Consider the following 21,213-nt stretch of genomic DNA (forward strand, 5'->3'; position numbering starts at 1 on the left):
TTGGGCGGCCCCGCCTCGTTGGGGGGGCCCCCCCCTCCGCGCCCGGCCCAGGCAACACAATACCCAGCATGGGAACGACCGCGATGGACCTCATCTGGCAAACGATCCAGGCCGAATTCGCCGACATCGCCGACAAGCGCGAGGTGATACAAGTCCTTGTGCGATTGCTGATGGCTGCCATCCTCGGCGCGGTCCTGGGCTTCGAACGCGAACATAAAGGTAAATCCGCCGGGGTGCGCACCCACATGCTGGTTGCGCTTGGGGCCGCGCTGTTCGTACTCGCACCCAGCATGGCCGGCGCTGATGAACAGGCGCTGAGCCGGGTGATCCAGGGTATCGTCGCTGGTATCGGCTTTCTCGGTGCCGGCACCATCCTCAAGGGTAACGGCCAGGACACCAGCCATGTGAAAGGCCTGACTACCGCCGCCGGTTTGTGGATGACCGCCGCCATCGGCACGGCAGCTGGCATGGGCCGCGAAGCCACGGCGTTGATCAGCACGGTGCTGGCCCTGCTGGTGCTGGGCACGATGCCGTTGCTGGTGGACAAGGTCGAAGGGCAGGATGAGGGGAAACAGGAGGAGGAAGAGGGCAGGAAGCACTGAGGGGAGCCTAAGCTCCCCTCAAAGCGTTGTTGCCTGCTCTTTTTTTATTATTGAAGACTGGCCTTTTGTTGTTTTTGTAGGCCTGCCTTGGTGTTGCGGGCGACCCCCATGCGGGGTCAAGAGCAAACGTATTTTTTTGAGCGCTGACCTGCCTTCATCATTGCTGATCCGAACCTGGCTGCTGCTACCTTGAGGTAGTTTTATTGTTCTGTGCCAGACCGCGGGGCGTACCCCTGAAAAGCGTGTCGACTCCAAAAAAATCTGCTTGCTACGCCTCTGCCGTGTTGTTCTTGTTATGTCAGAGCCGTTACCTGTTGTTTTTATTGGGTGTCACATTTTTTTTGTTGTTGTACCAAAGATATAGCAGGGTGCGTGCCAACTTTTGCAAACCTTTTAAAATCAAGCACTTAGCGATTTTCGCCTAAATCGAATTGCCTGAAATTCTGCCGATTTGTTTCCCTGTTACCCGATTTTTTGCTGTGAAACGTGGGGGCGGTAACACTCCACCCACACGTTTGTGACACCCATATGACTTATTGCGCGCTGCGCGCCCGCGCAACCCGCGACCCGTTGTCGCGGCCCAGCACGCTGCTGATACGCTGGCCGGCGGCAATCAGCTGGCCCAGATCGATGCCGGTTTCAATGCCCAGCCCCTGCAGCAGGTACACCACGTCTTCCGTGGCGATATTGCCGGTAGCCCCCTTGGCGTAAGGGCAGCCCCCCAGCCCGGCCACCGAACTGTCGAACACGCTGATGCCTTCGAGCAGGCTGGCATAGACGTTGGCCAGTGCCTGGCCATAGGTGTCGTGGAAATGCCCGGCCAACTGCTCGCGCGGTACCTGTGCCGACACCACCTCGAACAGGCGCCGGGTATCGCCGGCAGTGCCGGTGCCAATGGTGTCGCCCAGCGAAACCTCGTAGCAGCCCATGTCGTGCAGGGCGCGGGCCACTGGCGCCACTTGCTCGGCGCTGACCTTGCCTTCATAGGGGCAGCCGAGCACGCACGACACGTAGCCGCGCACGCGCACGCCATGGTTGCGGGCGGCTTCCATGATCGGTTCAAAGCGCTTGAGGCTGTCGCTGATCGAGCAGTTGATGTTGCGCTGCGAGAACGCTTCGGAGGCGGCTGCGAACACGGCGACTTCTTTCACCCCGGCAGCCAGGGCGTCTTCGAAACCGCGCAGGTTGGGTGCCAGCGCTGCATAGGTAACACCGGGGCGCTGCTGGATGCCGGCGAACACCTCGGCGGAGCCGGCCATTTGCGGCACCCACTTGGGCGAGACGAAACTGCCCACTTCTATGTAGGCCAGGCCCGCCTCGGTGAGGTCGTTAACCAGGCGCACCTTGTCGGCGACGCTGATGGGCTGGGCTTCGTTCTGCAGGCCGTCGCGGGGGCCTACTTCGACCAGGCGGACGTGTTTGGGCAAGGACATGGCGGGTTTCCTGTGGCGTTCAGCGGTTGTCTTTATTGTTCAGGGTGGCGGCCAGGGCTTGTTCACAGCGTTCCTGGGCGGTGTCCAGTTCCAGTTGCATCTGGTGAATGTCGAGCATCTGCTGCTCCAGCTGCGCACGCCGTTCGGCGATTTTCGCCAGCATGCTGTGGAGCTGCTTGAGGTTGCCGCTGGTGGGGTCGTACAGCTCGATCAGCTCGCGGCACTCGGCCAGGGAAAAGCCGATGCGCTTGCCACGCAGGATGAGCTTCAGGCTGACCTTGTCGCGCGCCGAATAGATACGCTCCAGGCCGCGGCGCTCGGGGCTCAGCAGGCCCTGTTCCTCATAAAAGCGGATGGCGCGGGTGGTAATGTCCAGCTCGCGGGACAGGTCGGAGATGCTGTAGGTCTGGGTGCTCATGCTGGGGCTCGGCGTGGGGTATGCGGGTATCCTGAGGGTAGGTTTACGTATACGTCAAGCAGGGGCTGAAGATGTGTGTTGTCTGTGCCGGCCTCTTCGCGGGTGAACCCGCTCCCACAGGTATTGCATCAGCCTTGAGAGCGGCGCGGTCCCTGTGGGAGCGGGCATGCCCGCGAAGAGGCCCGGCACAGGTGACTAAAAATCAGTCCGGCTGAACCGCCCGCCGATAGCCATTAGGTGTCTGCCCACTCAAGCGCTTGAACCACCGCGCAAAATAAGTCGGGTCGGTAAACCCCAGGCTATCCGACAACTGCCCAATGCTCATCCGCGTATAAATCAGGTTGCGCCGCGCCTCCAGCAACAAGCGCTGGTGCACCACCTGCAGCGCCGTCTGCCCACTCAGCGCCCGGCACAGCTGGTTCAGTTGCAGGCTCGGAATATTCAACCGTGCAGCAAAATCCTCCACCGACAAGTGTTCGCGGTAATGCGCTTCGACCAGGCGCAAGTACTGCCCCAGCAACTGGCGGTCACGTTCATCACGGTTGCGCGGCGGCTGCCCTAGCTGCTGGCGGCGTTTGATCCACACCATCAGCGCAGTCACCAGCGCCTCGAGCATTGGCGCGCGCGCCGGGGCATTGCCCTGGTATTCCTGCTGCAGGGTATCGATCAGGCTGCGCAGGTGCACGCGGTCATGGCCCAACGGGTAACACGCCGGTTTGGTCAGCACCGTCAGCGGTGCGCCCAGGCGCTGTTCCAGGTTCGCCACCAGCGCGGTGCCGAAGGTGAGCACATAGCCCTGGATGTCGGCGCTGAAGCGAAAGCCATGCACGGTCATCGGCGGCACCACCTGAATCGCCGCCTCGCTGACTGCACTGCGCACCCCCTCGATTTCCACCTGGGCCTGGCCGCGCTGCACGTAGAGCAACTGGAACAACTCGGCATGCTGGTGTGGCTTGATCTCCCAGTGGTGCAGGCGGCTACGCGCCGGGATCGACTCGCAGTGCAGCAGGTCGGTGCCGGGCCAGGCCTGGTTTTCGCCATACAGCTTGAACAACGGGACGCCGGGGAGGGTGGACTTCATCTGGGTGGGCCTGTCCGTTAATCGAACGATTTTTGTAAAAGTGCAGTTTTTACATAGAATAGCACAGTTCAGTGGCGGTTTTTGCCAGTAAAAATGCAAGGGCAAACCCTAACAGCAGATGCCGCCCCGCTGCCAGTACAGGGCCGGTATCGTCCGAACAGAGACAACAACAATGAAAACTCAGGTTGCAATTATTGGTGCGGGTCCGTCTGGCCTGCTGCTGGGCCAACTGCTGCACAAGGCCGGTATCGATAACGTCATCGTCGAGCGCCAGACGGCCGAGTATGTACTTGGCCGTATCCGCGCCGGGGTGCTGGAGCAAGGCACGGTCGACCTGCTGCGCGAAGCCGGCGTGGCCGAGCGCATGGACCGTGAAGGCCTGGTGCACGAAGGTGTCGAGCTGCTGGTTGGCGGGCGCCGCCAACGCCTGGACCTCAAGGCCCTGACCGGCGGCAAGACGGTGATGGTGTACGGCCAGACCGAAGTCACCCGTGATCTGATGCAGGCGCGTGAAGCCAGTGGCGCGCCAATCATCTATTCGGCCAGCAACGTGCAGCCGCATGAACTCAAGGGTGAGAAGCCCTACCTGAGCTTTGAGAAAGACGGCCAGGTGCAGCGCCTGGACTGTGACTACATTGCCGGTTGTGATGGTTTCCACGGTGTTTCACGGCAGAGCATTCCCGAAGGCGTGCTGAAACAGTACGAGCGGGTCTACCCGTTTGGCTGGCTGGGCCTGTTGTCGGATACGCCGCCGGTCAACCACGAGCTGATCTACGCCCACCACGAGCGCGGTTTCGCGCTGTGCAGCCAGCGTTCACAGACACGCAGCCGTTACTACCTGCAGGTGCCTTTGCAGGACCGCGTCGAGGAATGGTCTGACGAACGTTTCTGGGGAGAACTCAAAAACCGCCTGCCCGCCGACGTAGCAGCTGACCTGGTCACCGGCCCGGCGTTGGAGAAAAGCATCGCGCCACTGCGCAGCCTGGTGGTGGAGCCCATGAAGTATGGCCACCTGTTCCTGGTCGGTGATGCCGCGCACATCGTCCCGCCTACCGGTGCCAAGGGGTTGAACCTGGCAGCATCGGACGTCAACTACCTGTACCGGATCCTGGTCAAGGTGTACCGCGAAGGGCGCACCGACCTGCTGCTGCAGTACTCGCCACTGGCATTGCGCCGAGTGTGGAAGGGCGAGCGCTTCAGCTGGTTCATGACCCAACTGCTGCATGACTTTGGCAGCCACAAGGATGCCTGGGACCAGAAGATGCAGGAGGCCGACCGCGAGTATTTCCTGACCTCGCCAGCTGGGTTGGTGAACATTGCCGAAAACTATGTGGGCCTGCCGTTCGAAGAGGTGGCCTGAATTTTTGGGGGCGCTTTGCGCCCCAATCGCGACGCAAGGCCGCTCCCACAGGTGCAACGCCGCCGGCAAGACAACAGATTACCTGTGGGAGCGGCCTTGCGTCGCGATTGGGCTGCAAAGCAGCCCCAGCACTCCGCCGCCAGGCTCGGCTAGCGAGCCAGTAACACCTCCATCTCCCGATACCCCCGCTGCCGCGCATGCTCCAGCGCTGTCACCCCGTCCTTGTCGGCAATTTGCCTATCCGCCCCGGCCGCCAGCAGCCGGCGCACGATCTCCACATGCCGCGGCCCGCCATCCCCCAGAATCACTGCCTCCATCAGTGCAGTCCAGTGCAGCCGGTTCAGGTGGTTCACATCCACCCCGGCATCGATCAGCATCTGCACAGTCTCGACATGCCCGCGCTCGGCAGCGGGAATCAGCGCCGTCCCCCCATAACGGTTGGTGCTCTTGAGGTCGGCGCCGTGGCTCAGGGCCAGCCGCAGGATGTCGTTCAGGCCCCGGGCGCCGGCATAAAGGTAGGGGCTGTCGTCGATGTTGTCCTTGGCATTCACATCGGCACCTGCCTCGATCAATGCTTTTGCCGCCGCCACCTGGTTGCCGTGGGTGGCCACCAGCAGGGCAGTGCGCCCTTGCTCGTCACGGCTTTCCAGCTGGGCACCTTGCCCCAGCAATTGTTGCAGGGTGCGCACGTCATCCTGGCGGGCGGCATTGTGCAGGCGCTGGTCCATGGTGTTGGTCTCGGCGTGGGCGGCAAGGCTGGTGCACAGGGCGAGCAGCATTGCAGCGAGTGATAAACGCATGGGGCGGGCTCCTCGATGACTTGTCTGCATCCTAGAAAAATCGCGGCAAGGCTTGAAGTTAAGTTTGCGCATGACCCACAGTGCCCCGCTGAATAGGTAAAAGGCAGGAAGCAAAACGATGAAATTCTCCACGCCGCTGATAAGCGCCCTGTCCCTGCTGGCTGCCAGTGGCTGGGCCTGTGCCGACCAGGTGTTACCCGCAGCCCCGGAACTGGCCTCTGGTTATCGCAGCGGCCTGCAGCCGGTGCACGCCAGCCGGCACATGGTCGCTGCCGCCAACCCGCTGGCCAGCGAAGCGGGGCAGGCGATGCTGCGTGCCGGTGGCAGCGCCATCGACGCCGCCATTGCCATGCAGATGGTGCTAACCCTGGTCGAGCCGCAGTCCAGTGGCATTGGTGGCGGGGCGTTCATCCTGTATTGGGATGGCAAGCGCGTGCAGGCATTCGACGGCCGTGAGGTAGCCCCGGCGGCGGTGACCGAACAGCTGTTCCTGCAAGCCGATGGCTCACCCATGCCGTTCCGCTCGGCGCAAATAGGCGGGCGTTCAGTCGGTGTGCCGGGTGTGCTGCGAGCATTGAAGCTGGCCCACGAACAGCACGGCAAGCTGCCCTGGCGCGACCTGTTCGCCCCGGCCATCGCGCTGGCACGCAACGGCTTCCCGGTTTCCGCGCGGCTGCACACCTTGATAGAAGGCGATCCCTTTATTGCCCGGTCACCGGCCATGGCCAGCTACTTCCTCGATGAGCAGGGCAGGCCATTGGCGGTGGGGACGATCCTGCGCAACCCGGAGCTTGCACAAACCTTCGAGCAGATCGCTGCGCAAGGCCCTGATGTGTTCTACAGCGGCGAAATTGCCGAAGCCATCGTGGCCAAGGTGCGCAGCCACACCAATGCCGGTTACCTGTCGCTGCAGGACTTGCAGCAGTACCAGGCCAAGCAGCGCGAGCCGGTGTGTGGGCCTTACAAGGCCTGGCAGATCTGCGGTATGCCACCGCCGTCGTCGGGTGGGGTGACGGTGCTGCAGACCTTGGGCATTCTCGAAGCTGTGCAGCGCACTTCGCCGCAGCTCGACCTGGTAGCGATGCGGCCGGTGGCCAGCGCTTCCCCGGCCGGCCGGGAGGCGCCGCCGCTGGCCGTGCACCTGATTGCCGAGGCCGAGCGCCTGGCCTATGCCGACCGTGCCCAGTACCTTGCAGACAGCGATTATGTGCCGGTACCGGTCAAGGCCTTGACCGACTCCGCCTACCTCGCCAGCCGCGCCACATTGATCGGTGAGTACAGCATGAAGCGCGCCCGCCCAGGCCAGCCGCAAGGCGCAGACCTGGCTCTGGCCCCCGACCGCTCGCCACTGCGTATTTCCACCTCGCACCTCAGTGCGGTGGATGACAGCGGCCAGGCCCTGGCCATGACTACCTCGGTAGAAGCTGCGTTCGGCTCGCACCTGATGGTCAAGGGCTTCCTGCTCAACAACCACCTGACCGACTTTTCGTTCATTGCGCAGGAGCACGGCAAACCGGTGGCCAACCGCGTGCAGCCGGGCAAACGGCCACTGTCGGCCATGGCGCCGACCCTGGTGTTCTCGCGTGCCTCCGGCGAGCTGGTGGCCAGCCTCGGCTCACCGGGCGGTTCGCAGATCATCAATTACGTGAACAAGGCGCTGGTCGGCCTGCTGGACTGGCAACTCGACCCACAGCAGGCCGCCGGTCTGCCAAACTTCGGCAGCCGCAATGTCGGCACCGAAGTGGAAGCGGGGCTGGCCAGCCCGGCGTTGATCCGCCAGTTGGCCGCCTGGGGCCACGAGGTAACACCCATGACCATGACCAGCGGCATGCAGATCATCCAGCGCAATGGCAACGGTTGGTCCGGTGGTGCCGACCCCCGCCGCGAAGGCGTCGCCCTCGGCGACTAGCGCTGTGCGTTGCGGTGCCTGAAGTGGCGTGATAGAAGTCAGTCATGCCATTCATTAGTTGAATACAAAGATGACTATCAGCGTGAAATCGAATAGGGCTCTGTTCGACCTCGACCTGCTTCGCGCCATTGTCGTGGTGGCTGACTGCGGTAGCTTCACCACCGCTGCCGCGCGGCTGCATTCCACCCAGTCCACCATCAGCCAGAAGGTGCGCCGCCTTGAAGACATGGTCGGCCACCGCTTGCTGGTACGCGGCAACCGCGATGTGCTGCCGACCGACGCCGGGCAGACCCTGCTCGGGTATGCCCGGCACATGCTGGCGCTGAACGACCAGATGCTCGAAGCCCTGGCCGGGGCGATGGTGGGCACCACCGTGCGCCTTGGTGTGCCCGAAGACTTTGTTGGCGGGCGTACCACCAATGCGCTGTCGGCATTCAGCCGGCTGCACCCGCAGGTGAAGCTGGAAGTGACCAGTGGCCTGTGCCGTGACCTCAGCCAGGCTTACGACAACGGTGAACTGGACCTGGTGCTGCTCAAGCAGCGGCGCAACACCCGTGAAGGCGTGGCCTGCTGGCCAGAACGCTTGCAGTGGATCGACAGTGCGCACACGCCGGCCTTTGAGCTGGACCCGATCCCGCTGGTCACCTTCCCGCCGCGTGGCCTGTACCGCGAAGACATGATCAACGCCATTGAAGGCATGGGCCGGCGCTGGCGCATCAGCTTTACCAGCTCCAGCCTCAGCGGCATCCAGGCCGCAGTTGCCGATGGCATGGGTATCAGCTTGCTGCCGCCACGGGCGGCGACAGGTGAGCATCGGGTGCTGGGGGGAGGGCAAGGGCTGCCGGAAGTCGACAGCTATGAAATCGTCATCGTCCATCGGCCGACGGCGGATGTGATGGTCAAGGCGCTGGCCGAGGTGATGACGCAATTGCTGGCGGGTGGCGGGATTTGACGGACTGTGTAACCACGCAGGATTTTACAATCTGACGCGGTCTCTGTGGGAGCGGCCTTGCGTCGCGATAGGGCTGCGCAGCAGCCCCAGGTTTTCAGCTTCGCCGCAGAACCTGCCGGGGCCGCTGTGCGGCCCTATCGCGACGCAAGGCCGCCCCCACAGAGGCCCGCGTTAGCCGGTCAGGCCGCAGCCATCCGCGGTGACAGATGAATCCCGGCAATCATGCAGCGCACCGACCCACCGGCCATCTCGATGGTCGGCACGTCCAGTGGCACCAGCCGCGCCGAGCGTTCGATGCGCTGGCGCTGTTCACCGTTCAGGCTGTCGAACGCCTTGCGTGACAGCGCCAGAATACGCCCGTCACGCCCGGACAGTTCAATCGCATTGCCGGCAAACTGGCTGATCTGCTGGTTGCTCAGGTCGATCACATCGCGCCCCGATTCAACCAGGCGCATGCGCACTTCCTCGGCCCGTGCCTTGTTGGTGAAGGTGTCAAAACCCACCAGCGCAAACTCAGTTGCCACGCACATCAACACGTTGGTGTGGTAGATCGGCGTGCCGTGCTCATCAGCGGTGTCGAACACCATCGGTTCGAAGTTGAAGTGCGTGCTGAAGCGCTCCAGGGCAATCGGGTCGGCGCGGTTGGAGCGTGCGGTGTAGGCCACTCGCGACAGGTGGTCGAAGACCATGGCGCCGGTGCCTTCGAGGAACAGTTCGTCCTGCTCCAGCCCCGAATAGTCGATCACATCCTGCACCCGATACTCATGCTTGAGCATCTCGATCACATCGGCGCGCCGTTCGCGGCGGCGGTTGCGCGAGTACATCGAGTAGATCGCAATGTGCCCCCCAGGATGGGTGGAGAACCAGTTGTTGGGGAACACCGAGTCCGGCGTGTTGTGCTCGCCGAAGTCGTCGAACAGGTGCACGCGCACGCCTTCGGCCTCAAGCCTGGCGGCGGCCTGGGTGACTTCATCGCGGGCCACTTCGGCTAGCGTGTGTGCGGCGAGTTCGGGGTGGCTGCGCTGGAAGGAGTTGTCGGCTGCAGTTTCCGGGTTGGGGGTGAAGGCATGTGGCCGGACCATGACCACTGCTGCCGGTGCTTGAATCGAACGCGTTGGAAATGCCATGTGGAGATACTCGGGTTGGCTGCAGGTTAGGCAACGCGTCGGATGCGGTTTTTGCCCGCGCGGCCGCGGGTATGGCTGAACAGGTCTTTCGGGTCGTCTTCCACCCATGGCACCAGGTCGATCTTGCTACCCATGCCGCGTTTTTCCGCTTGCTGTAGTACATACCGTAGTACGGTGTAGTCTTCCAGGGCGAAGCCCACCGAGTCGAACACGGTGACCTGGCTGGCGCTCTGGCGGCCTTCGCTTTCGCCGCGCAGCACGCGCCACAGGTCCACCACCGGGAAGTCCGCCGGCAGTTGCTGGATGTCACCTTCGATGCGGGTTTGTGGCTCGTACTCGACAAACACCCGGGCATTGCGCAGCACATCGGCGTGCAGCTCGGTCTTGCCTGGGCAGTCACCGCCCACGGCATTCAAGTGCATGCCGGGCTCCAGCATGTCGGGGGTGATGATGGTGGCGTAGGCCTTGTCGGCGGTTACCGTGGTGATGATGTCCACACCTTTGACCGCTTCGGCTACCGAGCCTGCGCGGCGAATGGTCAGGCCGCTGTATTCTTTGAGGTTGGCGATCAGCTTGGCGGTGGCCAGCGGGTCGGTGTCGTAGGCGACGATTTCTTCGATGCCCAAGTGCTTGTGGAAGGCCAGGGCCTGGAATTCGCTTTGCGCGCCGTTGCCGATCAGCGCCATCTTGCGTGAGTTTGGCCGAGCCAGCGCCTGGGCCGCCATCAACGAGGTAGCGGCAGTGCGCAGGGCAGTAGCGATGGTCAGTTCGGACAACAGCACCGGGTAACCGGTGTCGACATCGGCCAGCACACCGAAGGCCATCACCGTGTGCAGGTCGCGGGCAGTGTTGGCCGGGTGGCCGTTGACGTATTTGAAGGCATAGCGGTTGTTGTCGGCGACCGGCATCAGTTCGATCACACCCACTTCCGAATGGCTGGCAACACGCGCAGATTTATCAAACTCCTGCCAGCGTTTGAAGTCTTCGCGAATGGCCTCCGCCAGTTCGCCAATGAACGGCGCTACGCCAATGTCATGCACCAAGTCCGACATGGTTGGAACATCAATGAAATACGTCATGCTCTTGCACCTTGTTATTGCGTTGTCGCCCCGCTCATTGCAGGCTGCACGCTTAAGATTGTTGAAGTGGCGTGAACATTTTGATGAAAGGTTGCGTCAAGATGAAGAGAGCAGGTTGTCAGTTTCATCAACTTTCTAGACAATCTGCCACCCCAAAATAGCAATCTGATTATTTGGCAGGCATCCATGGATACTATCGATCGGGAACTGATTGCGCTGTTGCGGGACAACGCGCGTACCCCCGTGCTGACCCTGGCGAAGAAACTCAAGGTGGCCCGGGCCACCGTGCAAAACCGCATTACCCGGCTCGAAGAGCAGGGCGTGATCATCGGCTACACGGTACGCCTGCGCTCTGATGCGCTGGAGCAAGGCGTACGTGCCATCACCAGCATCGGTATCAGCGGCCACCACGCTGCAGAGGTCAAGCACGCGCTGCGCGGGCACCCCAACGTGGTGGCCATCCATACCACCAACGGCCGCTGGGACCTCATGGCAGAACTGCGCGCCGACACCCTCGAGGCCTTCGACCGGGCGCTGAACACCATCCGTTCGATACCCCACATCGAAAACACCGAGACCAGCATCCTGCTCTCGACTTACAAGATGTGACCGCTGGGTCAGGCCTTTTGGCAGGTGCATTGCGCAAACTGCCACCTGGGCTTTTCACACTGCACAAAATCCGTTTGGCGCTGTGCATTCTGTAGCGTTCCGCTTGAACCGGGCCGCTGGCAGAATGAAACGGCTTTCGCGGGACTGTATCGGGCGCGCCATTAGGGTGCGTTTCAAAAGAATAAGTAAGCCCGCTGCGAAGTTGCGCCGGGCACTGTTTTTTCATCTGTGTTAATACCCACGCTTCGACTGTCTTGAATGGCTGCAGCCTGCACTTTAGTACCAATTAAATGGTGCGGCGCGGGGCGCCGGGGTTTTACAAAAAAAGAATAAGAGGTCCACTATGCAGCAAACGTGCAACGCGCAAAGCGCCGTTCCGGAAGATGGCCGCGTGCTCAAGCGACGGCTGGAAAATCGGCACATCCAGCTTATTTCAATCAGTGGCGCGATTGGCACCGGCCTGTTCATGGGGTCGGGCAAGATCATTGCGCTGTCCGGTACTTCAATCATCCTCGTCTACGCCATCATCGGCTTTTTTGTGTTCTGCATCATGCGCGCCATGGGCGAAATGCTGCTGGCCAACCTGCAGATGGAGTCGTTTGCCGACCTGGTGCACAACTACCTGGGGCCACGGGCCGGTTACATCCTCAGCTGGTCGTACTGGCTCAGCTGGGTGGTGGCAGCGGTCGGTGATGTAGTGGTGGTGGCGGGGTTCGTGCAGTACTGGTACCCCGATGTGCCCACCTGGCTACCGGCCTTCGCCACCATGTTCCTGCTGCTGGGGCTGAACATGCTGGCGGTAAAGGCCTTTGGTGAAGTGGAGTTCTGGTTCGGCCTGATCAAGATCGTCGCCATCGTGCTGCTGGTGGTGACCGGCCTGGTGATGGTCGCCACGTCCTACACTTCGCCGGGCGGGGTAACTGCATCGTTCAGCCACCTGGTGGCGCCGGGTGTGGTCATGCCGCATGGCATCCTCGGCTTCCTCGCCGGGTTCCAGATTGCCATCTTCTCCTTCGTCGGCACCGAACTGATCGGTACCGCAGCGGCCGAGGCCAAAGACCCGGAAAAGACCTTGCCCAAGGCGATCAACACCATCCCGGTGCGCATCCTGCTGTTCTATATCTGTTCGCTGGTGTGCATCATCAGCGTCATCTCCTGGGCCAATGTGCCGGCCAATCGCAGCCCGTTCGTTGAATTGTTCCTGCTGGGCGGGCTACCGGCTGCCGCAGGCATCATCAACTTCGTGGTGCTGACCTCTGCGGCATCGTCGGCCAACAGTGGCGTGTACTCGGGCTCGCGGATGCTTTACGGCCTTTCGCACCAGCGGCAGGCGCCGGTGGCGTTCGGGCGGCTGTCCGGCTCGGGTACGCCGGTGCGGGCGCTGGTGTTCTCGGGCGTATGCATGGCGATTGCGCTGACGCTGTTGTTCGTGATCCCCGAGGTGATGACCGTGTTCACCCTGGTATCGACCATTTCTGCGGTGATGATCATCGTTACCTGGTCGTTGATCCTGCTGTCGTACTTCGCTTACCGCCGGCAGCATCCGCAGGCGCATGAGCAGTCGAAGTTCAAGCTGCCTGGTGGCAAGGCCACTGCGGCGCTGGCGCAGCTGTTCCTGATTTTCGTGCTGTGCCTGCTGGCGCTGGAGCCGGACACCCGCACCGCGTTGTACGTGATGCCGTTGTGGTATGCAGGCCTGTTATTGGCCTATCGGCGCCAGGCCAAGGCCTCTGCCCAACCACGGGCAGTTACCGCTGCCTGAATCCAGCATTGGCCCTTGTAGGAGCGGCCTTGCCGGTCCGGCGCCCCGGCAAGGCCGCTCCTACAATTGACCGCGTCAACCGATCATGTGGCGGGTTGGTTATCGCGCAACCAATCCACCAGCCCCAGAATGGTAGGGGTAGTGGCGCGCCCGTGGGGCACCACCAGGTAATACGCCTCACGCGGTCGCACCACCAAATCGGTCAGCCGCACCAGCTCGCCGGAGGCCAATAAGTGGTCGACCATACGCCCCCAGCCCAACGCCACCCCATGCCCGTGCAACGCGCCCTGGATGGTGTCGGTGTACAGCTGGCAGCGCAGGTTGTAGTGCAGTTTCGGCGGGTTGCCACCCAGCGCACGGAACCAGGTAGGCCAGGTCATCCAGCCTTCGGTGGTGGCATCGGCATCCAGCAGGTCGGCACGGTACAGCGCCTCCAGCGACTCCGGCTGCGGGTTACGTGCCAGCCACGCCGGCGAGCACACCGGGAAGATTTCTTCATCGAACAGGTGCAGGGCACTGCCGTCTTCCCAGCGGCCATTGCCATAGCGCACCAGTAAATCGACATCGTGGTTGCGCAAGTCGCCGGTGAACATCTGCGTAGCCAGGCGCAGGCGCACCTGGGGCAGGGCACTGCGCAAGGTGCCCAGGCGCGGCATCACTCGCAACTGGGAGAACGTCGCGGTGCTGCTGAGCACCAGTTCCTGCTCGCTGTCGCCTTCGCTGAGGCGGTCGAACACCGAGGCGATCTTCTGCATGGAATCGGAAAGCACCGCGTACAACGCCTGGCCCTCGCTGGTCAGGCGAACACCGCGATGCAGGCGCTGGAACAGCTGGCAACCGAGGTTTTCTTCAAGCTGGCGGATCTGCTTGCTGACGGCTGCCTGGGTCACGCCCAGCTCCTGGGCGGCCAGGGTGAAACTGGTGTGACGGGCTACCGCTTCGAATTCGAGCAGTGCGGTCATCGACGGGATGATGCGCCGGTAGCCTTTGTGCGTGTTGCCGTTTTCTGGTGTTTTCATGCGGTGTCCTGGCAAGGCGCGGCGCGCTGGTCTGCGCCGCGGGGGCACAGTGGCAGAAAAAGCGCGATGGCGGTAGCTCGAACGTTAACGCAGCCAGGGAGCAGCCGCATCGGGTCCGTCGTGCTACCCGACTCCAATCGGAGATTGCCAACCGTATTTTGAACCTTGAGTGATACCGAAGTGATCTGGCGGAAGGCCCTCAGGGCTGGCGCTCGGCTACGGCCCGCAAGGTCCTGAGGGTCACCACCGGCGCATCCACCACGAAGCGATTGGCAAGCCAGCCCGGCACATCCCCGGCCGGGTCGGCTTGCAACTGGTAGGTCACCTCGGTTTCGCGCTCGCCCAGCGGCTTCATCCGCCACTCACCGCTCAGGTGTTGTACGCGGATCAGCCCGTCCACCTTGGGGATCCTTTCCGGCTCGGCACTTAAGTGCCGCAGCAGGGTGCCATCATCCAGCCGTTCACTGGTTACCTTCAGCACAATGTCTCGCGGCAGGGTCGGCCATGGCAGGTTGGTAGTCAGGTAAACCCACGTGCTGTCACCCTCCACGTCCAGCAAACGCATCTGATCACAGGCGTATAGCCACTTGCAGGCCACCCGCAGGTTCTCCTGCAGGTCGGTGAGCGTGCGCACACTGGCTTTCATGGTACTTACACCGCGAAATTGCTGGTACGGCGAGTCGGCCACGCCACTCAGGTACACGCGGATGCCTTCTCGGTCGTACGCCAGGTTCCAGTCATCGGCGGCCAGGGCAGGGGTGCACAGCAGCAAGCCGGCGAGCAGCAGGCAGCGGTTCATGGCTGGTACCGCACGGGGGATGGGTGTTTCAGTATGCGCGGCAAACAGAAAGCCCGCCAGGTTGGCGGGCTTGCGGGCGTCAGCCTGAGCTTAGCGCTTAGGGTTCAGCGTCAGGTGCACGTGACGGTTCACGTCCTTGTACAGCAGGTAGCTGAACTTGCCTGGGCCGCCGGCGTAGCAGGCTTGCGGGCAGAAGGCGCGCAGCCACATGAAGTCGCCGGCTTCCACTTCGACCCAGTCCTGGTTCAGGCGATACACAGCCTTGCCTTCCAGCACGTACAGGCCGTGCTCCATCACGTGGGTTTCCGCGAACGGGATCACGCCGCCTGGCTGGAAGGTGACGATGTTCACGTGCATGTCGTGGCGCATGTCGGCCATGTCGACGAAGCGGGTGGTGACCCAGCGGCCTTCGGTGCCCGGCATCTCGATAACGGTGGCGTTGTCGCGGTGGGTAACGAAGGACTCAGGTACGTCCAGGCCTTCTACCTTCTGGTAGTGCTTGCGCAGCCAGTGGAAGGTGACGTTGGACTTGCTGTTGTTGCGCAGGCTCCACTCGGCGCCTGGGGCCAGGAAGGCATAGCCGCCAGGTACCAGGGTGTGGTGCTTGCCTTCTACGGTGATGTCCAGTTCGCCTTCGACGATGAACACCACGGCTTCGGCGTTAGGGTCCAGTTCAGGGCGCTCGCTGCCGCCTTCCGGGGCAACTTCGACGATGTACTGGGAGAAGGTTTCGGCAAACCCGGTCAGCGGGCGGGCGATGACCCACATGCGCATCTTGTCCCAGAACGGCAGGTGGCTGGTGACGATGTCACGCATCACGCCTTTAGGGATAACGGCATAGGCTTCGGTGAACATGGCACGGTCAGTCAGCAGCTCGGTTTGAGCCGGGTGCCCACCGTGGGGGGCGAAGTACGAATGGTTCGACATGGACGATCTCGACTTGTTGTTCTCTCCCCATGCCGTGAACCGCACCGGCCGGTGCGGCGCAGGGGATGTGGCGACAGAATAGGGTCGAGCGCATGCCATCCACAAATTAAATGTTGGAATACCAGGTATTTGATCGCTGAATGTGAGTGCTTTGTAATGTTTGGTCCATTTCGACATTTTTTTCACATTCGCTTGCTAGCATCCCCGGCAACCCCGAGGAGCCCCACATGCCGCATATCCTGCGCCAGCGCAGCACCCGCATTGCCCTGACCGCCACCACTGGCCTGCTCGCGGCCACCCTGGGTTTTTTTGCCTGGCAGAGTTTCTACCCGGTCCAGGCTGCTTCAGGCTGGGATGTGCAGGTGCTGCATCGCGATGTGACCAAGGCCGCTTCGCTATTGCCACAAGCCGACGGCAGCCTGCTGGTCAGCCGTGAACTGGACGACGGCCGTGGCAGCATCCTCAAGATCACCGCTACCGGCGACCGCGTGGTGTTGATCGACAACCTGTCCAAGCCCGATGGCATGGTGGCGGCGCAGGGCGGTTGGGTGTTCAGCCAGGAAGGTGGCCAGGCACCGGTCAGCCTGGCCCGTGATGGTCAGGTCACCCGCTTGTTCGATGGCGAGAGTGTGCAAGGGCTGTGGAACGATGGCGACTATCTGTATGCCATCGAGGACCGCAAGGGCAATGGCCGGTTGATGCGCTATGACTGGAACAGCGGCCAGCTCGATGTGCTGCGTTCCGGCCTGACTGAAACCGAAGGCCTTACCCGTTGCGAGGGCCGTTTGCTGTACACCGAAAAGGCCAATGGCAAGGTCCGCGCCCTGGCCGACGATGGCAGCGACCCGGTGGTGGTCGATGGCCTGCGCAACCCGACGTTCCTCTACTGTGACCAGCGCGGCCTGTGGATCAGTGAAGACAATACCCACCGTGCGCGCCTGCTGCGCATCGATGCCGATGGCAGCCAGCACACCGTACTGACCTTCCTCAAGGCACCCCAGGCGATCATCGCTGATGGCAAGGGTGGTTACCTGCTGGCCGAAGGCGGGCGCAACCGTGTGTTGCACCTGACACCGCCACCCGAGCCCGCCACCGCCCGGCGCGACTGATCCGGTGCTTAGCTGGGCAGGCGCCGCTTGCGCCCTGGCAGCAGGCCCAGCACCAGCATGCAACCCAGCAGTATCACCAGGCCGCCAGCAGCCTGCAACAGGCTCAGGGCCTCGTCGAGGAACAACGCGCCGACCAGCACTGCCACCAGCGTGACCACGAATTCCACGCTGATGGCGCGGGTGGCGCCGATGCGTGCTACCAGGCCGAAGTACAGCACGTAGGTGGTGGCGCTCATCACCGCACCGCTGAGCAGCAGGTAAAGCCAGTCGCTGGTTTGCGGCACGCTGGGCACTGGCACAATCAACAGTAGCGGCAAGGTCAGCAGCCCACCGGCCAGGAATGCGCCGCCGGTAACCGTCCATGGGTCCTGGCCGCGCAGGTGCAGGCTGGCATAGTTGCTGCCGTAGGCGGCGCTGATGCAGCCGAACAGCGAGGCGATGCAGCCGTGGATGAAGTCGTCGTCGATCGGTCGCGCCGGGAAACCCACCAGGATGGCGATGCCGACGATACCCAGCAGCAGCCCGGCGAGGCCTTGCGGGGTGATTTTCTCCAGGCCCCAAACCCGCCCGATCAGCATTGAAAACAGAGGGATGGTGGCGACGAAGATCGCTGCCATGGCCGTGCCGATGCGCGGGGTGGCGTACGAAAGGCCAATCAGTTGCCCGGCCACAGTGGTGGCGCCGACCACCAGCAGGGGTATCAGCAGCGGGCGCAGGCGCAGTGCGCGGCCTAGCAGTGCAGCGAGGACCGCCAGGGTGCCGCCGGCAATCAGTGCCCGCAGGCTGACCGCGCCCACCCAGCCAAAGGCATGCACCACCTTGAGCACCACCAGGAAGGAAAAGCCCCAGGCAATGGCCAGGAACAGGTAGGCGGCAAGGTCGCGCGGTTGCATGGGGCAGGGTCCATCCGGGGCAGGGGCAGGCAGGCTAGCGGGTTGTAGCAAGCGATTTCAAGGCCAGCCAACAGTGCAGCTTTATGGCTACACGACCAACAGCGTGCTTCCCTGCATGGCCGTGCTCACGGATAATCCCCCATATTCCAATAAACAGCCTGTGAGTAGGTATGAGTGATTCCGTAGTCGGCCTTGGCCAGCCTGAAACCGTAGGGGGGCGCAAAACGCGCAAGAACAACCCCGAGAAAACGCGCGAGGACATCCTCCAGGCCGCCATCAACGAGTTCGTCCAGCAAGGGCTGGCCGGCGCCCGTGTCGATGCCATCGCCGAGCGCACCGCCACTTCCAAGCGCATGATCTACTACTACTTCGGCAGCAAGGAGCAGCTGTACTGCGAGTGCCTGATCAAGCTGTACGGCGACATTCGCAAGACCGAGCAAAGCCTGGACCTGGAGTCGTTGCCGGCCGAGCAGGCGATCCGCCGGCTGGTGGAGTTCACCTTCGACCACCACGACCGCAACGTCGATTTCGTGCGGATCATCTGTACCGAAAACATCCACTATGGCGAGTACGTCAAGCAGTCGCCGGCAATTCGCGAAATGAGCAGCCTGGTGCTTGAGGCCCTGGGCAATACCCTGCGCCGTGGCGTAGAGGAAGGCGTGTTCCGTGCCGGTATCGAAGTTATCGACCTGCATATGTTGATGAGCTCGTTCTGCTTCTACCGGGTGTCGAATCGTCATACCTTTGGCGAGATTTTCCAGATCGACCTGTCTGATGAAGAGGTCAAGCAACGGCACAAGGCCATGATTTGTGATGCTGTGCTGCGGTATATCCAGGTCGAGCGCCGGCCCTGAATCATCTCTAGTGCCTGAGCGGGCCCTTTCGCGGGCACGCCCGCTCCCACAGGGCCTCCATAGTCTTCAATACTTGCACAGCCCCTTGTGGGAGCGGGTTCACCCGCGAAGGCGCCCGTGCAGGCCATGCATCTCTAACAACTTGGTGCAAAGCGCCCGGATCACTCACCCAACCGCTGCTCACGCGAAGGCGGGTAGCCAAAGTACGCCGCATAGCACTTGCTGAAGTGTGATACCGAGACAAACCCGCAGGCCACCGCCACTTCCATCACCGATAGGTCGGAGTACTGCAGCAGGCGGCGGCTCTTGGTAATGCGCAGCTCCATGTAATAACGCCGTGGTGACGTGCCTAGCTGGGCCTGGAACAACCGGTCGATTTGCCGTCGCGAGCGCCCGCTGTAAGCAGCCAGCTGGTCGAGGCTGAGGGTTTCCTCGAGGTTGTTCTCCATCAGCTCGACGATGGTGCGCAGGTGCAGGCTCATGGACTTCTTCGCGCCTGGGCCGACCTGGCGGTAGCGCGCACCGGAGAACGACAGGATTTCCTCCACGCCTTCGGCCAAGCCATCGCCATACAGCCGACGCACCAGCCCAAGCATCAGCTCCATGGCGCCGTTGGGGCTGGCGGCGCTGAGGCGGTCGCGGTCGAGGGTGAAGCTGGCCGGGGTGATACGCGTTTGCGGGCTGCGCTCGGACAGGCTGGCGCGCTGTTCGGGGTGGATGCTGCAGCCGTAGTCGTCCAGCACCCCGGCGCGGCCAAGGAACCAGGCGCCGTTCCACAGGCCACCCAGGGCCATGCCGTGGGCAGCGCAGTCGTCCAGCAGGCGGTCGAGTTCCGGGTATTTCAGTGGTGTGCGCAAGCCGCCACAGATCACCAGCAGGTCCAGTTCCTTCAACGCTTCGGCCGACAGCTCGGTGGCCACCAGTTCCAGCCCCAGGTCGCTGAGCACCCGGTCGCCGTCCAGCGACAGTGGGGTGAACTGGAAACTGTCGGCGCGCAGCAGGTTGGCCGTGACCAGCACGTCCATGGCCACGGTGAAGCTGGCCATGGAAAAGTGTTCGAGCAGCACGAAATCGACCCGATAGGGGGCCTGGGCGTTGGCGCTGGTGGACTTCAACCGCAACATGTTGCTGGTGCTGGTCTTTTTGCTGAACTGGCGTGGCGTGGGCACTCTGGACTCCGCTTCCTGGCTGGCCTTGAGAGTGTGGCGGGTGGCTGGAGGAAAGACAATCTCCCGGGTGGCGGTGTCGTATTACAGGTCGTGTTCAGGCAACCTGTCTGGCTTGGCGCTTTGCCGTTATGCTGGCGCTCCCGTCGCTGAGGATGACCATGATGAAATACGCCGCTGCCTTGTTGCTCTGCCTGATACCGTTGCTGGCCAATGCCCTGGAGCCGGGTGACAAGCTCGCGCCGTGGACGCTGCTGGACCAGCATGACCAGGCCTACACGCTCGATGCTGGCACGCATATCTTGTTGGTGGCGCGTGACATGGACGGCGCCAAGCTGGTAAAGGCAGCGCTGGCCGAACAGCCCAAGGGCTACCTGGAAGCGCGCAATGCGGTGTTCGTGGCAGACATCCAGAAAATGCCGGCGCTGATCAGCAAGCTGTTCGCCATCCCTGCCATGCGTGACTACAACTACCGGGTGCTGCTCGACCGCGAAGGGCGGGTAGCCAGCCGGTATCCCGGGCAGGCTGGCCAGGTGCTGTGGCTGCAACTTGAGAAGGGCGTACTGGTGAGCCAGCGGGCGTTTGCCGATGCGGCGGCGTTGAAGGCTGCGCTGGAGAGCGCGCCGCGGTATTGAGGTTCTCCTGGGCGGCCCTATCGCCGGCAAATCATTCTGAACCCTTAGCGCCCGCTGCAAACCAACCCATTACATGCCAAATGGGAGAGCGCTCATGGAAATCGGAACGATCTGGATCATCATCGCCGCCTTGATAATCCTGCTGGAACTCTGGGCCATCTGGCACATCATCGGCAGCGAGCGGCGTGCCGAGCGCAAGATGCTGTGGGTCGTCTTCGTGGTCTACGCGCCATTTCCCGGTTTGCTGTTCTGGGCCTGGCGCGGGCCGCGGGCGGTGAAGGGTAGGGCGGTACTGCAGGAGAAATGACAGCGCCCTGGTATCAGGCGCGTTAGCGCCTGATACCGTCAAAGGTCATTTGGGCAGGATGTCGAAGCGTATGGTCGGGCCCAGCCCGTCGACCATCAGGCAGCCATAGAACTTCACGGTAGACAGTACCCGCAGCTCCTTGAGCGCTTCTCGAATGTAATCATGCAGCAGCTTTTCGGCTTCCCGCTTGCGCTCTGCAAGCGTGCTGCTCTTGAGTGTGATCATGCCGAGCAAGGTGGTCTCAATGTGCTCGACGGTGTCCAGGCCGAGCTTTTCCCGCAGGTGCAGGCGTGCCTGCGCCGCATCGGCTTCATCGTGGTCAGCGTTGCGCGGCTTGATGGTATAGGCCAGCTGAAAATCAAATTTGCTCAT

22 protein-coding genes are annotated in these 21,213 nt (G+C 62.5%); 10 read left to right on the forward strand and 12 right to left on the reverse strand.

The annotated features are described in order from the left end of the window. Positions 1-83 precede the first annotated feature (83 nt). Positions 84-602, forward strand: a complete 519-nt coding sequence (locus ABE456_RS21305) for an MgtC/SapB family protein (protein ID WP_346645688.1) — start codon at positions 84-86, stop codon at positions 600-602. A 533-nt stretch (positions 603-1,135) separates the two neighbouring features. On the opposite strand, the gene ABE456_RS21310 is transcribed toward ABE456_RS21305, so the two are convergent. The 3 genes from ABE456_RS21310 to ABE456_RS21320 form a co-directional block, all read right to left on the reverse strand. Beyond that, the gene (locus tag ABE456_RS21310) at positions 1,136-2,035 is read right to left on the reverse strand and encodes a hydroxymethylglutaryl-CoA lyase (RefSeq protein WP_346645689.1); all 900 of its coding nucleotides are present in this window, start codon (positions 2,033-2,035) and stop codon (positions 1,136-1,138) included. 19 nt (positions 2,036-2,054) lie between these two features. Next, a complete protein-coding gene (locus ABE456_RS21315; RefSeq protein WP_346645690.1) occupies positions 2,055-2,453 on the reverse strand; it encodes a MerR family DNA-binding transcriptional regulator in 399 nt (132 codons plus the stop codon). 202 nt (positions 2,454-2,655) lie between these two features. Beyond that, complete coding sequence (locus tag ABE456_RS21320; protein ID WP_346645691.1) at positions 2,656-3,534, reverse strand: helix-turn-helix domain-containing protein; 879 nt, start codon at positions 3,532-3,534, stop codon at positions 2,656-2,658. Between the two features lie 172 nt (positions 3,535-3,706). Between ABE456_RS21320 and pobA the strand changes: the two genes are divergently transcribed. Further along, positions 3,707-4,894 (forward strand): 4-hydroxybenzoate 3-monooxygenase, encoded by a 1,188-nt coding sequence (gene pobA, locus ABE456_RS21325; protein ID WP_346645692.1) that lies wholly within the window; start codon positions 3,707-3,709, stop codon positions 4,892-4,894. Positions 4,895-5,043: 149 nt separating this feature from the next. On the opposite strand, the gene ABE456_RS21330 is transcribed toward pobA, so the two are convergent. Continuing rightward, positions 5,044-5,694 (reverse strand): ankyrin repeat domain-containing protein, encoded by a 651-nt coding sequence (locus ABE456_RS21330; protein WP_346645693.1) that lies wholly within the window; start codon positions 5,692-5,694, stop codon positions 5,044-5,046. 118 nt (positions 5,695-5,812) lie between these two features. Here ABE456_RS21330 and ggt point away from each other — a divergent pair, with 118 nt between their 5' ends. Both ggt and ABE456_RS21340 read left to right on the forward strand, forming a co-directional pair. After that, on the forward strand, positions 5,813-7,603 hold the full coding sequence (gene ggt / locus ABE456_RS21335; protein WP_346645694.1) for a gamma-glutamyltransferase: 1,791 nt from the start codon (positions 5,813-5,815) through the stop codon (positions 7,601-7,603). Positions 7,604-7,673: 70 nt separating this feature from the next. Beyond that, positions 7,674-8,555 carry a LysR substrate-binding domain-containing protein gene (locus ABE456_RS21340; RefSeq protein ID WP_346645695.1) on the forward strand — a complete coding sequence of 294 codons (882 nt, stop codon included), beginning with the start codon at positions 7,674-7,676 and terminating at the stop codon, positions 8,553-8,555. Positions 8,556-8,734: 179 nt separating this feature from the next. Here the strand turns inward: ABE456_RS21340 and ABE456_RS21345 are convergent, their stop codons facing one another. Both ABE456_RS21345 and ABE456_RS21350 read right to left on the reverse strand, forming a co-directional pair. Beyond that, positions 8,735-9,637 (reverse strand): arginine deiminase-related protein, encoded by a 903-nt coding sequence (locus ABE456_RS21345; RefSeq protein WP_346645717.1) that lies wholly within the window; start codon positions 9,635-9,637, stop codon positions 8,735-8,737. A 71-nt stretch (positions 9,638-9,708) separates the two neighbouring features. Beyond that, positions 9,709-10,761: an ornithine cyclodeaminase gene (locus ABE456_RS21350; RefSeq protein ID WP_346645696.1), complete on the reverse strand. Its 1,053-nt coding sequence runs from the start codon at positions 10,759-10,761 to the stop codon at positions 9,709-9,711. 186 nt (positions 10,762-10,947) lie between these two features. On the opposite strand from ABE456_RS21350, the gene ABE456_RS21355 reads away from it, so the two are divergent. Then, positions 10,948-11,370 (forward strand): Lrp/AsnC family transcriptional regulator, encoded by a 423-nt coding sequence (locus tag ABE456_RS21355; RefSeq protein WP_012272037.1) that lies wholly within the window; start codon positions 10,948-10,950, stop codon positions 11,368-11,370. A 343-nt stretch (positions 11,371-11,713) separates the two neighbouring features. Then, positions 11,714-13,132, forward strand: a complete 1,419-nt coding sequence (locus tag ABE456_RS21360) for an amino acid permease (RefSeq protein WP_346645697.1) — start codon at positions 11,714-11,716, stop codon at positions 13,130-13,132. A gap of 83 nt (positions 13,133-13,215) precedes the next feature. Here ABE456_RS21360 and ABE456_RS21365 read toward each other — a convergent pair whose 3' ends face one another. From ABE456_RS21365 to ABE456_RS21375, 3 genes are all read right to left on the reverse strand, one after another. After that, on the reverse strand, positions 13,216-14,151 hold the full coding sequence (locus ABE456_RS21365; protein ID WP_346645698.1) for a LysR substrate-binding domain-containing protein: 936 nt from the start codon (positions 14,149-14,151) through the stop codon (positions 13,216-13,218). 199 nt (positions 14,152-14,350) lie between these two features. Next, on the reverse strand, positions 14,351-14,950 hold the full coding sequence (locus ABE456_RS21370) for an START domain-containing protein (RefSeq protein WP_346645699.1): 600 nt from the start codon (positions 14,948-14,950) through the stop codon (positions 14,351-14,353). Between the two features lie 90 nt (positions 14,951-15,040). Further along, a complete protein-coding gene (locus tag ABE456_RS21375) occupies positions 15,041-15,877 on the reverse strand; it encodes a bifunctional allantoicase/(S)-ureidoglycine aminohydrolase (protein WP_013972924.1) in 837 nt (278 codons plus the stop codon). Between the two features lie 227 nt (positions 15,878-16,104). Between ABE456_RS21375 and ABE456_RS21380 the strand changes: the two genes are divergently transcribed. Next, on the forward strand, positions 16,105-16,986 hold the full coding sequence (locus tag ABE456_RS21380) for a hypothetical protein (protein WP_346645700.1): 882 nt from the start codon (positions 16,105-16,107) through the stop codon (positions 16,984-16,986). A gap of 8 nt (positions 16,987-16,994) precedes the next feature. Here ABE456_RS21380 and ABE456_RS21385 read toward each other — a convergent pair whose 3' ends face one another. Beyond that, complete coding sequence (locus ABE456_RS21385) at positions 16,995-17,879, reverse strand: DMT family transporter (RefSeq protein ID WP_346645701.1); 885 nt, start codon at positions 17,877-17,879, stop codon at positions 16,995-16,997. A gap of 170 nt (positions 17,880-18,049) precedes the next feature. On the opposite strand from ABE456_RS21385, the gene ABE456_RS21390 reads away from it, so the two are divergent. Continuing rightward, positions 18,050-18,733 (forward strand): TetR/AcrR family transcriptional regulator, encoded by a 684-nt coding sequence (locus tag ABE456_RS21390; RefSeq protein WP_346645702.1) that lies wholly within the window; start codon positions 18,050-18,052, stop codon positions 18,731-18,733. A 161-nt stretch (positions 18,734-18,894) separates the two neighbouring features. Here ABE456_RS21390 and ABE456_RS21395 read toward each other — a convergent pair whose 3' ends face one another. Further along, positions 18,895-19,902, reverse strand: coding sequence for a GlxA family transcriptional regulator (locus ABE456_RS21395; protein WP_346645703.1), 1,008 nt, complete (start codon positions 19,900-19,902; stop codon positions 18,895-18,897). Positions 19,903-20,063: 161 nt separating this feature from the next. Between ABE456_RS21395 and ABE456_RS21400 the strand changes: the two genes are divergently transcribed. Next, the gene (locus ABE456_RS21400) at positions 20,064-20,534 is read left to right on the forward strand and encodes an FAD/FMN-containing dehydrogenase (RefSeq protein WP_346645704.1); all 471 of its coding nucleotides are present in this window, start codon (positions 20,064-20,066) and stop codon (positions 20,532-20,534) included. A gap of 94 nt (positions 20,535-20,628) precedes the next feature. After that, complete coding sequence (locus ABE456_RS21405; RefSeq protein ID WP_346645705.1) at positions 20,629-20,841, forward strand: PLD nuclease N-terminal domain-containing protein; 213 nt, start codon at positions 20,629-20,631, stop codon at positions 20,839-20,841. A 45-nt stretch (positions 20,842-20,886) separates the two neighbouring features. Here the strand turns inward: ABE456_RS21405 and ABE456_RS21410 are convergent, their stop codons facing one another. Then, a complete protein-coding gene (locus tag ABE456_RS21410) occupies positions 20,887-21,213 on the reverse strand; it encodes a hypothetical protein (protein ID WP_346645706.1) in 327 nt (108 codons plus the stop codon).

Origin of the sequence: Pseudomonas sp. TWI929 (assembly GCF_039673335.1) — a bacterium.
Lineage (GTDB): Bacteria > Pseudomonadota > Gammaproteobacteria > Pseudomonadales > Pseudomonadaceae > Aquipseudomonas.